This is a genomic window from Pirellulaceae bacterium (genome assembly GCA_029243025.1).
Classification (GTDB): domain Bacteria; phylum Planctomycetota; class Planctomycetia; order Pirellulales; family Pirellulaceae.
This window is the reverse complement of the sequence record JAQWSU010000023.1, coordinates 20,337-33,290: the sequence shown is the minus strand read 5'-3', so window position 1 is coordinate 33,290 and position 12,954 is coordinate 20,337. Positions and strand designations below refer to the sequence as shown.

9 protein-coding genes and 1 tRNA gene are annotated in these 12,954 nt (G+C 53.2%); 8 read left to right on the top strand and 2 right to left on the bottom strand.

Features of this window, described 5'->3' with window-relative positions:
* The first annotated feature begins 337 nt into the window (after positions 1–337).
* The 4 genes from P8N76_11010 to P8N76_10995 all read left to right on the top strand — a co-directional run bounded on the left by P8N76_11010 (position 338) and on the right by P8N76_10995 (position 7,391).
* The gene (locus tag P8N76_11010; protein ID MDG2382192.1) at positions 338–3,661 is read left to right on the top strand and encodes a DUF1553 domain-containing protein; all 3,324 of its coding nucleotides are present in this window, start codon (positions 338–340) and stop codon (positions 3,659–3,661) included.
* 3 nt (positions 3,662–3,664) lie between these two features.
* Positions 3,665–5,110 (top strand): DUF1501 domain-containing protein, encoded by a 1,446-nt coding sequence (locus P8N76_11005; protein ID MDG2382191.1) that lies wholly within the window; start codon positions 3,665–3,667, stop codon positions 5,108–5,110.
* Positions 5,111–5,453: 343 nt separating this feature from the next.
* The gene (locus P8N76_11000; GenBank protein ID MDG2382190.1) at positions 5,454–6,761 is read left to right on the top strand and encodes a sulfatase-like hydrolase/transferase; all 1,308 of its coding nucleotides are present in this window, start codon (positions 5,454–5,456) and stop codon (positions 6,759–6,761) included.
* 105 nt (positions 6,762–6,866) lie between these two features.
* Entirely contained in the window at positions 6,867–7,391 is a 525-nt protein-coding gene (locus P8N76_10995) for a DUF420 domain-containing protein (GenBank protein MDG2382189.1), read from the top strand.
* Here P8N76_10995 and P8N76_10990 read toward each other — a convergent pair.
* Complete coding sequence (locus tag P8N76_10990) at positions 7,374–8,945, bottom strand: 2-isopropylmalate synthase (GenBank protein MDG2382188.1); 1,572 nt, start codon at positions 8,943–8,945, stop codon at positions 7,374–7,376. The two genes, P8N76_10995 and P8N76_10990, sit on opposite strands and share 18 nt — an antisense overlap.
* A gap of 576 nt (positions 8,946–9,521) precedes the next feature.
* On the opposite strand from P8N76_10990, the gene P8N76_10985 reads away from it, so the two are divergent.
* Positions 9,522–10,007, top strand: coding sequence for a hypothetical protein (locus P8N76_10985; GenBank protein ID MDG2382187.1), 486 nt, complete (start codon positions 9,522–9,524; stop codon positions 10,005–10,007).
* Between the two features lie 52 nt (positions 10,008–10,059).
* Entirely contained in the window at positions 10,060–11,037 is a 978-nt protein-coding gene (locus P8N76_10980; GenBank protein ID MDG2382186.1) for a hypothetical protein, read from the top strand.
* A gap of 128 nt (positions 11,038–11,165) precedes the next feature.
* Here P8N76_10980 and P8N76_10975 read toward each other — a convergent pair whose 3' ends face one another.
* Positions 11,166–11,738 (bottom strand): sigma-70 family RNA polymerase sigma factor, encoded by a 573-nt coding sequence (locus tag P8N76_10975; protein ID MDG2382185.1) that lies wholly within the window; start codon positions 11,736–11,738, stop codon positions 11,166–11,168.
* Between the two features lie 350 nt (positions 11,739–12,088).
* Between P8N76_10975 and P8N76_10970 the strand changes: the two genes are divergently transcribed.
* Together P8N76_10970 and P8N76_10965 are read left to right on the top strand one after the other, a co-directional pair.
* A complete protein-coding gene (locus tag P8N76_10970) occupies positions 12,089–12,367 on the top strand; it encodes a ferredoxin family protein (GenBank protein MDG2382184.1) in 279 nt (92 codons plus the stop codon).
* Between the two features lie 300 nt (positions 12,368–12,667).
* Positions 12,668–12,753, top strand: a tRNA-Leu gene (locus P8N76_10965).
* The last annotated feature ends 201 nt before the right edge of the window (positions 12,754–12,954 follow it).

Here is a 12,954-nt window from a genome sequence, read left to right as displayed (position 1 = left end):
AAGTTTTCCGATCCGCATTCGGCAACGATTTGCTGAAGAGAATAGATCTTTTTGGCGTCCCGGAGTTGGATCGTTTATAATCCTGCTGATTGCAAGTTGCGATGTCCAAGCTATTTGCTGTTGGTTTTCGAGGGCCCTACGGCGGCTCTGGCTCTGCGGCGACTCTGCAAAGTTTGAATACTTCTTTTTCAGTGTGACAGGGTTCGTCGAAAGAGGTCTAGCGGATCGGTGACAAAGTTGACTTGAGCAACAACAAGGCTTTGAGATGAGACTTGGAATCGCATGGAATTTGGGGAGCTGTTGCCCGTTTTTTTCTCGATGGGTGAGCCGATTATCGATGGGTCTGTTCGGGCAAGGTCTGTCTGTTCGCTGTCTGATCGTGTTTGTGCTGCTGGTCGTCATCGGGGAAAAATTATCTTTCGGTTCGCCTCCGGTTTTTGAAAAAGACGTCCGCCCCATTTTTTTGCTGAAATGCGGGGAATGTCACGGCGGCCAAGCTCGTGAAGCGAATTTGGATCTGCGTTCCGTATTTGCGATTCAACGTGGTGGCGATTCGGGGGCAGCCATCACGAAATTATCGGCGGACGAGAGTTTATTGATCGAACGGATTCAAAGTGGGGAAATGCCTCCGGAGAATCACCCCGCGCTCACTCCCGCTGAAATCGCCTTGATCCGTCGTTGGATTGATACGGGAGCCCGATCCCGTGCAAGTGATGTAACGCACGATGAGTGGACGCAGCGAATGACGAAGGGGGGTGCTTCTTGGGCTTTCCAGTCACCCATCCGCCCTGTTGTTCCTGGTTCGCTGCCTAGCATAATTTCGTCCCGTGATCAGCCGGCCATTTCGCCTGATAATGAAACGCTCCGAGGTCATTTGCAGGCTTGGTATCGCGCGGAAAGTATCTCGACCCAACATGGGGAGCGGGTTGTTGAGTGGATCGACGAGAGCGGGAACGATCGGCATCTGCGTCCGACCTGGAATCGAGTTGATGCTCTCGTCGGTGCTCCACCACGTTGGATGCGGTATTCGACAATCGGGAATCAAGCCGCAGTTCGATTCAATGAGATTGCGGGCCTGTCATCGCCTGCTGATAATCCGGTCGAGATTGATGGTGATGCGTCCTGGACCATCACGATGGTTGTCAATATGCGACCGCCAAGCCAGGACAGGCAGACCTCTGTGTTGATTGGCTTCGGGGATCCTGCTGCGGAACATGATCCGGGGCGACCGTCGGCTTCATTGCTCGAGATCCATCGTTTGAGTGGTCAGTTGAGTCACTCGGGTGGTTACGCGCATGACGCCCGTACATCTCCCCAATTAATGTGGTCACTCTACGAGAAGCCGCTCGTAATCAGCCTCGTCAAACGTGCCGGCCCGATGGCGCCGATGAGTTCTCTGTTTGTGAATGGTCGCCCGGTTCCTTCGAGAGCATTACTGGGAAGCTCGGCAAGTCCAAAAATCCGTCATCGGACCGATCTGGGGATTTTTTTGGGTCGGGCGCACGAGTCGCTTGGTGCTTTTCGAGGCGATTTGGCCGAGGTCAGCATCTACAATATCGCGTTGAAAGACTCACAACGTCGGGCGGTCGAGGAGGGGCTGATCCAAAAATATGCCATCGTGGTACCGGATCGGCAGTGGGGGGATCCGCCCCGCCATCCGATTGATGCGTTCATTCAAGCAAAGCTGCGGGAAAAAAAACTGGTGGCGGCTCCTCTCGCAGATCGACGAACGCTTATCCGTCGTGCCTATTTTGATCTGATTGGTTTGCCGCCAAAACCAGCGGAGATCGAAGCGTTTGTGAATGATACCGCAGTCGGTGCTTGGGAACGCGTCATTGAGCAATTATTGCATTCCAAGCATTACGGCGAGCGGTGGGGGCGGCATTGGTTGGACGTTGCCAGGTATGCGGACACGGGTGGCTACGAAACCGATATCTATTATCGCAACGCGTGGCGATTTCGTGACTACGTCGTGAAATCCTTCAACGATGACAAGCCCTATGATCAATTTGTTCAGGAGCAGATCGCGGGCGACGAAATCTGGGCGGACAATCTTGACCTTGGTGGCAGCTATGTGATGGATCCTGAAAAAAAACGTCACTTCGAGGCGTTGACGGGAACCGGTTTCTATGTCCTGGGCCCGCAGATTCACGAGTCGAACATGGATGTCAAGAAGCTTACGAATGAGCGACTGACCGATTGGGTGGACACGACTGGTGCTGCATTTATGGGGCTGACGTTTGCCTGTGCCAGGTGTCACGATCATAAGTTCGACCCAATTTCTCAGCGAGATTATTACTCGCTCCAAGCAATCTTTGCGACCAGTCGTGAAATTGAGATGCCGATGCAGCACGGCATGGGGCTTGCCGATTGGAAACAGCACTATCCAAAAATGCTCGCAGTCGAGGAAGCTCGCAAGGCCTATCGTGCCTATCAGCAAGCGAACTCGGAAGGTGAACGCACGGAGGTCGAGCAACGCAGGCTGCAAGAACTTAAAATGGAGCTTGCTGATCGTTTGCTCGCATTGCCGGAGAAGGATGCACAGGGTGATTTGTATGTGGGGGTTTACGAGCGTCCAACCGTGAGTGTGCTTGGGCACTACCGTGCGGGATTAGCACCGCAAGTCCTCCTGCTGAGTCGCGGCGATTTATCGCGTCCAAAGCAATCGATGGTCCCTCGCCTGCCGCAACTACTCGCTCAGCAGACGAACGTCAACAGTCTGTTGACTGTGAATTCGATAGGTCGACGGAAGGAGTTTGCACGTTGGTTGACACGACCGGACCATCCTTTAACGGCTCGCGTGATGGCCAATCGGATTTGGCAGTGGCACTTTGGCCGCGGCATTGTCGCCACGTCGAACGACTTTGGCCGCATGGGAGCACCGCCTACTCATCCACCGTTGTTAGACTGGCTAGCTTCGGAGTTTGTCGCTCGCGGTTGGAGCGTTAAATCAATGCACCGATTGATGATGACGTCGCGGACCTATCGGCAATCGAGTTTATTTTACACGGAGGAACATGCTCAGCAGGACCCTGATAACAGGTTGCTTTGGCGGATGAATCGTCGTCGGCTGGCAGGCGAAGTGATTTGGGATGCAGTACATTCGGTCGCGGGCACCATCAATTTGGCGATGGGGGGCCGTCCGGTGATGCCACCTCTGTTGGCGGAGGAGTTGACAAATAAGTCGATTTGGGTCGAGTCTGAATTGGCATCGGACCAGACGCGTCGAGGCCTGTATATTGTTGTGCGGCGAAACTTCAATTTTCCGCTGTTTGACTTGTTCGATGCGCCAGTGAACGCCGTGAGTTGTTCAGGTCGTGACGCGTCAACGGTAGCGCCGCAAGCGCTGTGGTTATTGAACAATCAGTTGGGGTTCGAGCAGGCAAAGAATTTTGCGATGCGATTGGTTCACGAAGTGGGGCAGGAGCCGACCGCTCAGGTTAAACGCGCATGGCAAGTCGCATTGGGACGCCCCGCGTCTGGCAAGGAAGTAACTGAAGCAGTTGCATTTCTCGATCGGTTGGAGGAGATGGCCGACGATTCGTTGCCCGTTGACAAGCAACCAGCAGGACTTAATCAGCTTGCTCCGCGACGGGCGGCGGCACTGACCAAGCTTTGTTTGACGCTCTTTAATCTGAATGAATTTGTTTACGTGGACTGAACTATGACTCATTCCTTAACTCGTTGTGGTCGTGTCGAGTTGGCCGATAGTCGACGCGATTTTTTGGCAAGAGCCGCAATGGGGACCGGTGCGATTGGACTCGCCAGTTTGTTGCGAACAGATCTTGAGGCTGCTCCGGCAAATTCTTTCGGCAGTTCGTTGGCCGTTCAACCTCAGCATTTTCCTGCCCACGCCAAAAGTCTGATTATGTTGTTTATGGTGGGTGGGCCGAGTCAGATTGAGACCTTCGATCCAAAGCCTGAGTTGGTCAAGCATCACCTCCAATCGCTGCCCTCAAGTTTTAACACCGCAGGGCTTTCGTTGCAGTTTATGCGACCGACTGATGGAAAATTAATGGCGTCCGCTTTTCCGTTCAAAAAGTATGGCGATTCGGGCCTTGAAGTGTCGAGTCTTTTTCCTCAACTGGCCAAGCATGCCGATGATTTAGCAGTTATCCGTTCGTGTTACCACGATTCATTCATTCATGGTCCGGCGATCACGCAAATGACGACCGGATCAACGTTACTCGGTCATCCGAGTGTCGGTGCGTGGCTCACCTACGGTTTGGGCAGCGAAAGTGACAGTCTGCCTGCCTACATTGCTTTGAGTGATGGTGGTTTTCGAGGCGGTAAAGTGATGTACCATTCCGGATACCTTCCAGCGGTTTATCAGGGAACAGTGCTTCGCGATCAAGGTCACCCAATTCAAAATCTTAATCGCCCCAAATCAATTTCACCCGAACAGCAGCGGCGGATGATCGATCGAATCAACGCCTGGAACCAGGTTCATCGGTCTAGTCGCGAAGGTGATTCGAGGCTTGATGCGCGGATTGCCAATTACGAACTTGCCTATCGTATGCAAACGGCAGCTCCGGAACTGATTGATCTATCGAGAGAAACCCGGGCCACTCAAGAACTTTATGGTATTGGGACCGACTCGGCAGATCGATTTGGGAAAATGTGTTTGCTCTCTCGCCGGATGGTGGAGCGGGGGGTGCGTTGTGTTTTGCTTTGCAATACCGATTGGGATGGGCACGGTGAGTGTGGCAAGAATCACGCCGGAAACGCGAAACGGATCGACCAACCCATCGCAGGTTTGTTGGCAGACTTGAAGCAGCGCGGAATGCTGGACAGCACGCTGGTTGTCTGGACGGGGGAATTTGGTCGCACCCCCGTGATGCAAGGAAATCAGGGACGCGATCATAGTCCTTACGGTTTCAGCTCATGGATGGCTGGTGGTGGGATTCGAGGTGGACAAGTGATCGGAGCAACCGATGATTTTGCCTTCCGTGCTGTTGAAGATAAACTGCATGTGCACGATTTACATGCGACCATCCTGTCATTGATGGGGCTGAATCATGAACGCTTGACATACCTTTTCGAAGGGCGGGAACGGCGTCTGACCGATATTGGTGGAGACCGTGACATCGCAAAGCGACTGCGGAGCTGACACGGTGATCGCTTTGACGGGCTGCACCAGCTGGTCGATCGATTGGCAAACCATTTTTGTGCGCTGATGTTGCCGGCCGGCGTATGCCGAATTCTCGGCGGGGTCATCGATGAAATGGTCGAATTGGTAGATCCTTTGTTTCTGATTATTTCACGGATGGTGCGGTTGACTTAAGATAGAATCAAGCCGGCTCTGGGAGGCAGTTGCTGTTTAAGAGGGAAGCTGTCGATTAAATCACTCCAGCCAATTGCCGCAGTCTGGGTGCGGTGAGCTGAACCAATGTTTTTTGACACCTGATTCGGGTGGGAAGGCTCTTCCGATGAACGAGAGGTTTTGCCGATTCATGTTTAAGTGCTTCGTGGTTGGAATGTGTTTTCTGAGCTGCAGCCATGCGGCGATTACGGCGGAAGCTCGCAAGCCGAATGTGATTTTCATTTTGACCGATGATCAAGGAAGCGTAGACATCAATGTTTACGGAGCAAAAGATCTGATTACACCCAACATGGATGCCTTGGCAGAGCGAGGCGTCCGTTTTACGCAGTTTTACGCGGCATCGCCCGTCTGCGCGCCTTCAAGAGCGGCCTGTATGACCGGCCTGACACCCCAGCGCGCTGGCGTGTCAGGTAATGTGGGCACGCGCCGAGGGCAAAAGGGCGGTTTGGCAGTCGAACGAAAGACGATGGCTGACATGTTTCAATCGGCTGGATATCGGACAGCGCACATTGGCAAGTGGCACCTCGGCTTTGAACCGCACTTGCTGCCGAATCAGCGTGGTTTTGATTATTCCTTTGGTCACATGGGTGGCTGCATCGACAACTACTCACATTTCTATTATTGGAATGGTCCCAATGAACACGATCTTTATCGCAATGGTGTCGAAGTCTTCGAGAACGGACGATTCTTTGGCGATCTGATGGTTGAGGAAGCAACGCAATTTATCCAGCAAGATCCTGAATCGCCATTCTTCATCTACTTTGCCGTTAACATGCCTCACTATCCGTATCAGGGGGATGAGCAATGGCTTGAACGTTATCGGGATCTTCCCTATCCACGCAACCTTTATGCTGCCTTTATTTCCACGATCGATGAACGAATCGGTCGATTGGTCAAGCTGCTTGATGATCTGGATTTGCGAGATGATACGATCTTGGTCTTTCAATCAGACCACGGACATTCGGTGGAAGAGCGAGCTCACCATGGCGGCGGAAGTTCTGGTCCGTACCGCGGGCATAAATTTCAACTGTTGGAAGGGGGGATTCGGGTTCCTGCCATGATCTCGTGGCCAGGACAGTTACCTGCCGGCCAAGTTCGGGGACAAATGGTCACCGCCTGTGATTGGCTGCCGACGCTGGCCAGTTTGTGTGACATCGCCGTACCCGATGATTCCTTGGACGGGAAAGACATCTTGCCAGTGATTCAAGAGGCGGCGGCAGCCACACCCCATGCGAGCTTTTGTTGGGAGTTGGGCGGTCAACGGGCGGTTCGACAAGGGGCGTGGAAGCTGTATCAGCCCTCCAAGAAGACGGAGCCCGAACTGTATCGAATCGATTCAGACCCTGCGGAGAGTCGAAATCTGGCCGCGGATGAGCCTGCTCAGGTCGAGCAGTTACAGGCGATTCATCGCCGATGGAAACAATCTTGGCAAAAATAGACGCAGATGCTGCGGGGCTGCTCTAGTCTCGCGAATCACGATGCTTAGAATGGCGAGAGTTCGCTGCCGTTTCCGCATTTTATTCTGGCCCCCAGCAACGCGAAGATGTCTGACCCGATTTGCTTCAGTTTACTCGCCGAATTCAACGGCCTTGATGGTTTTGTCGGATTTCGCGGATCACTCATGCTTGATGTCGTTTTCCTGGCGATGTTTGCGGTCGTGCCAGTGATGTTTTGGAGCATTTATCAGGTGCGGTATCACCGCCGCTATGGCTTACACAAAACGACCCAGTTGATCCTTGCTGCAGTTCTGCTGGCGGCCGTTACCTTGTTTGAAATTGATATGCGAGTGAATGGTTGGATGGATCGAGCAATGCCCTCCCGATTCTGGCAAGATGGTCGCTGGAACGATTGGATCGATTTAAGTTTGGCGATCCACTTGGCGTGCGCTATTCCGACTGCCCTGTTGTGGATCTTTGTCGTGGTGCGCGCGTTGCGACAATTCCCGCGTCCGCCAGCGCCCGGTGACCACAGTCGCTCCCACATCTTTTGGGCGCGACTCGCTGCGATTGAATTGTTCTTAACCGCTTTGACGGGCTGCGTTTTTTACCTGTTAGCCTTCGTTGCCTGATTCGACCGAGGTGGCGATTCGGTTTACTGCATTCAGGATTGCCAGGACGGTGGCTTCGACCGTATCGGTCGAAACGCCCCGACCCCGATAAGTTTCATCGTTATGTTCCACTTCGACGATGACTTCGCCCTGGGCGTCGTGGCCCAAAGTGGCACTCCGTACGAGAAAATCTTTGCAGGCGAGTTTCATACCTGTGATTTTCTCCGTGGCCAAAAACGCTGCGTCGACGGGGCCATCACCTTCCGAAAGCTCCTCAGTAATCTCATTGTCACCCCGTTTCAGCGTCAGCTTTACCGTCGGTTGCCGACCGGTTCCTGATGTTGACTGAAAGGCTACCAATGACCACTCTTCCCTGGAGCTCGAGGCGTGAATGGTCTGTTTGATAATCGCAGCGATATCGCCATCGTAGATTTCCTTCTTCTTGTCTGCCAACAGCTTGAAGTCCTCAAAAACCGATTTGAGTTGCTCACCCGTGAGGTGAAAACCCAATGCGCGAGCTCGGTCCGCCAAAGCGGCTCGTCCTGAGTGCTTGCCTAGCACCAGTTCGGTGTTCAGAAAGCCCACATCCTCGGGACGCATGATTTCGTACGTGGTGCGTTCTTTCAGCATCCCATCTTGATGAATACCTGCTTCGTGAGCAAAAGCATTGCGACCTACGATGGCCTTGTTGCGTTGCACCTGCAAACCGGTAATGCCGGATACCAACCGGCTTGCCGGGACCAGTCGCTCGGATTTGATTCCCGTATCGGCCTGGAAATAATCGACGCGCGTTCGTAGCGCCATAACAATTTCTTCGAGTGAGCAATTTCCGGCCCGTTCTCCAATCCCGTTAATCGTACATTCGACTTGACCAGCTCCGTTTTCCACTGCCGCCAGGCTGTTTGCGACCGCCAGTCCCAAGTCATTATGGCAATGGACGCTGATCACGGCTTGGTCAATGTTGGGAACGCGGTCAACTAACGTCTTGATCACACGTCCCATGTGAGCAGGAGTCGCATAGCCAACCGTGTCGGGTATGTTGACGGTCGTTGCACCGGCTGTAATCGCGGCTTCGACGACTTCACAGAGGAAGTCGACTTCCGTTCGTGCGGCATCCTCCGGAGAGAATTCGACGTCGTCGCAGTAACTGACAGCCCGTGCGACGCCCGAAACGGCTCGTTTGACAATCTCTTGGGGAGTCATCTTAAGCTTGAACTCGCGATGGATTGCACTCGTTGCCAAGAAGACATGGATTCGTGGTCGGTGGGCCTGCTTCAACGCATCCCAGGCACGGTCAATGTCTTTTTCATTGCAACGAGCTAGGCCGCAGATCGTGGCACCGCTGACGTTCGTCGAGATTTCCCGGACAGCCTCGAAGTCACCCGGTGAAGCAATGGGAAAACCGGCTTCGATAATGTCCACTCCCAAATCGACGAGTGCGTGAGCAATTTTCAGTTTCTCGTCGAGATTCATACTCCCGCCGGGAGATTGTTCACCGTCTCGAAGTGTAGTATCAAAAATGCGGATTGTGCGTGTGTTGGACACGGGGTTGTCCTTCAAGAGATAAGAAGTCATCGAGGGTTGCTGAGTTATCGAAATTTTCTAGCCGGCCAAATGCCGGCTGGAAAGTAACAACCCAGCCCTTGTGACGCAAATCCAACGCGGTCGGATTTGGCGACTTTCGTGATCATCGGAATACAGGAGCATCGTTACCATTTCAAGGCGCTTACGTCCGCTTATACTTCGCGAGGAATCTGGATTCTGCTCGCAGACTATTCCATGAAAAAACCCCGGGACCCATGCGAAGCAGGCCTCGGGGAGGACTTGCAGATTGGTCGTTCACCCAACGTTAGCCCTCAGCTGCCAAGGGCAAGTAACGATAGCAGCAGTAGGAGCAGTGCTGGCGTGAACATCGTCTATCTGGGGGGGATTTGCTGATTCTCAATCACTTAAGAGAGTCTATCTTGGGGTTTTGGTTCGGTCAACAAGCTGCGAAATCATCAAGGTTTGCGGTCGGAACCGGCCGCCAGCCGTCATTTTGAACGTCCGTTGGCTGGCTTCGCCTTGTCGCGATGGCCGCTTTTTCGTACCATCCCGCCGCGCGAGACGTCTGGGGTATTTTTTTTCCTGGTAGATAGACAGTCGACGAACATGGATTTCGAAGTCCAGAAATTCACTCGATGTTGTGCAGCTTCGGAGCGAGAGCTGGCGGCTGGAGAAGTGTTTTATTCGGCGTTAATTGCCGAGGGGGCCGAAGTGCTTAGGCAGGATTTTGCTGAGGATCAATGGAAGGGCCCACCGGAAAATTCACTCGGTTGGTGGAAGTCGGAAGTTCCGGATCCGAAGGCTAACCGACTGCATTGGGCTCCGAATGATGTCATGCTGCACTATTTCAAAGAGTTGCAAAACCAAGATCACAAACGGGATGTTGCTTACATCCTTGCCTTACTCATGTTGCGGAGACGAATCTTCAAGCTCGAGGCTTCCGAGGTAACAGCGGAAGGTCACGAAGTGATGATGGTTTTCTGCCCCCGTGCCGAGGAAGAGTATCAAGTTCCCGTTTGTCATCCGACAGAAGCGGAGGCCGCTGCAATTCAGCATGAATTAGCTGCGTTGTTGTTTGCGAAGGGCGATTAGTCCGGAAGCGGCTCGCCAGGCAAATTATTTTCGCGTTACATGAATTAACAGCATGGATGCTCTGATTTTGAATCACAAGTCACTATACGCTTTGATTGTTGTTGTCGTTCTGTTTTGCGCATCGGGTGCCAGCTGTCCTAAGAAAAGCCAGCTTGTCAACGATAACGCTCCTGTTCTGCTCTCGCTGCAGCCCTCGCTGGAAGACATCATTCGAGTAGTCAACGCCAACAGTACTCAGGTGCAAAAAGTTCAATCCACAGGCGCTACATTGACCGTTCCGGGCCCCGGAATTCCAGCTTTGGAAGCAACTTACGCGTTTGAACGTCCCAATCGATTTCGACTTCGAGCGGAAACTCGCCTGGCCGGTCCGGAGCTTGATCTAGGGAGCAATGACGAAGCCTACTGGATGTGGGTGAAGCGTAGCGATGAACGAGCCGTTTATTGGGGAAGACACGAACAGTTTTATCAGAGTGCGACTAAAGAGATCGTGCCCGTGCCACCTAATTGGCTGATCGAGGCGTTGGGCGTCGTAGAAATCGATCCGACGGGTGAGCACGAAGGACCGTTTCCAGCGCGACCGGGCCATTTGCAAATCCGATCCCGAATCCATACTCCGTCGGGGGAACTCACCAAGATTACCGTTGTCGATGCATCGAGGGGATGGGTCGTTGAGCAGCATTTGTTCGACACGGCCAATCAACCGTTGGCCAGTGCACTTGCGTCGGGGTTCCAATATGATGCCTCGAATTCCGTCTCGCTGCCGAGAAATGTCGAGATTCGCCTGCCGCCGGCAGACTTGGTCTTCACGCTGAAGACAGAGCGACATTTGATCAACCAAGTCGTCGGAGACGATCGGCAACTTTGGGCCATGCCCCAAATTGATGGTTATCCGTACGTCGATTTAGGAAACCCGAACGCCTTGCAGCCCAATCAGGCTCAGGCCGGGGTCATGCCCAATCCGTACAGCAGCCAAAGCATTCCTCGAAATGCGGCGATTCGACGCTTGCCCCCCTTCGATCGACTCCGATAAAAAAGAAAATGCAAAAATAGATCAGAAGTGCGTTTTCAATCGACCAGCTGGGATCTTTGGCCGGTCTGGCAGCAGCGAACGATAGGAGCATCGCTCTCACGGGAAAAAAAATTGGGGCCGTTCGCTTCTTAGGCGTCTGCACGGGCCTGGCGCAGTTTGGTCCTCGCTCGACTTAAGGTGGGCCCGATGCTGTTTTCGGGCATCCCCACCACACTGCTGATTTCGCGATAGCTCTTGCCTTCCAAGTGGTACATGCGGACCACGTCGGCTTCTGCACCGTCCAATCGAGAGAGCAGTCGCGAAAGCTCTTCTTGATTGCTAATTCGCTGCTCCACACTCCCGTTGGAACGCGCGTCCTCACGGCTGGAGTCACGAACGGTCTTCAAGGTTGCCGCATTACGCCCGTTTTGGAGTTGTCGTACCACAACTCTACGGGCAATAACCGTCAGATAGGTGGCCAGACTGCTGTCGCCGCGAAATCGCCGTAGAACCGAAAAATCGTCCTGAATTAGCACAACGCAGATCTCAGCGACCAAATCCTCTCGGTCCTCGTCTGTTAGACGGTGACCACGTACCTGCGAGGTGTGATTCACCACATGGAGCATCAGACCGATGAAACGATCAACGAAGTCTTCCCACGACCTCGGTTCGCGAGCCAAGCAGCGTTCTAGCAGTCGGCGATCGATATCAGAAAGAGCCACCCGTTATTTCCTTCCAGCCCCAATGTGCGGATCCATCCTTGGTTTCCGGTGAATCAGTTGTCTTTGCCTAAAGCCTCCTGACCCCTTTTCCTTGATCGATTCTAGGTAGACCCGGCGAACGAAGCAAGTCTGACCGGCTTGACTGTCCCTTGACATAAGCTTCCGCCAGCACTAGATTTCCAAGGGATAGCAAGGGCGCAAGCCGCCCACACGTTAAACTTTAACAACACGATTGCCCGGTCGGACAAGCTTCTTATTTAGGATCGATTGTCACGAGCCGATAACTAGTTTGAATCCCGTGTCGCCAGGCTCGGGTCCGCGTCCACAGACGAATAGGAGATTTGGTTCCGATGACTCATGTAGTTGCCCAGCCTTGCTTTGGATGCAAGTACACCGACTGCGTCGTCGTTTGTCCCGTCGAGTGTTTCTACGAAGGTGACAAGATTCTTTACATCCACCCAGACGAATGCATCGATTGCGAAGCATGCGTCCCCGAATGCCCCGTTGAGGCGATCTTCCACGAAGACAATTTGCCAGAAGAGTGGGCTCCCTTTACGGAGTTGAACGCCGAAATGGCGCCTAAGCTTCCGGTAATCACGGAAAGAAAAGAGCCCTTGGCTGACAATTAATTCTCAGCCATCCCAGCGGCTTCTAGTAGACGCTCGCCGATTCTGCGAATCTGCGAGCGTTTTTTGATCCTATCGCCTGCAGCTACCCCTTTTGCTCTATCTGGTGGATCAAAGGCTGATTGGTCGTCTGGCGGCCTCCCCCAGCGGAGATGAGCTTGGCCTAATGGGTAATCTTTAACCTGGCTGGAATCTTGGCACTGGATTTCAATGAGCGACCGTGCCGGGTTTACGAGCGGATCAACTTTCGTCAGAATTGCGGGGTCGCGGAGAACAAATTGGCCGTTTTCCGACACGCTTCTTGGCCGGGTGGCGGAATTGGCAGACGCACGGGACTTAAAATCCCGTATCGGGTAACCGGTGTGAGGGTTCGAGCCCCTCCTCGGCCATCGATTGACATCGAATCTCTAATAAAACCAGATTCTTGGTTTTTAAATGCAAGACAATTGGCAAGTCGGCTTCGTTTACTGGAGCGTTTGCTGAACTCAATCTTTGGTCGGGTTTTCTAGCCACGAAGCGACGGTAGGTTACAAAAAATGGCGAGTCTATTTGCAAATCTTTAACTGCTAATCCCTCCTTGGTTGGTGATT

What these genes read in the sequence shown, in the direction of transcription:
- P8N76_11005 (MDG2382191.1), top strand. Translation starts at nt 3,665, where the DNA reads ATGACTCATTCCTTAACTCGTTGTGGTCGTGTCGAGTTGGCCGATAGT.
- P8N76_11010 (MDG2382192.1), top strand. Translation starts at nt 338, where the DNA reads ATGGGTCTGTTCGGGCAAGGTCTGTCTGTTCGCTGTCTGATCGTGTTT.
- P8N76_11000 (MDG2382190.1), top strand. Translation starts at nt 5,454, where the DNA reads ATGTTTAAGTGCTTCGTGGTTGGAATGTGTTTTCTGAGCTGCAGCCAT.
- P8N76_10995 (MDG2382189.1), top strand. Translation starts at nt 6,867, where the DNA reads ATGTCTGACCCGATTTGCTTCAGTTTACTCGCCGAATTCAACGGCCTT.
- P8N76_10970 (MDG2382184.1), top strand. Translation starts at nt 12,089, where the DNA reads ATGACTCATGTAGTTGCCCAGCCTTGCTTTGGATGCAAGTACACCGAC.
- P8N76_10990 (MDG2382188.1), bottom strand. Translation starts at nt 8,945, where the DNA reads ATGACTTCTTATCTCTTGAAGGACAACCCCGTGTCCAACACACGCACA.
- P8N76_10980 (MDG2382186.1), top strand. Translation starts at nt 10,060, where the DNA reads ATGGATGCTCTGATTTTGAATCACAAGTCACTATACGCTTTGATTGTT.
- P8N76_10985 (MDG2382187.1), top strand. Translation starts at nt 9,522, where the DNA reads ATGGATTTCGAAGTCCAGAAATTCACTCGATGTTGTGCAGCTTCGGAG.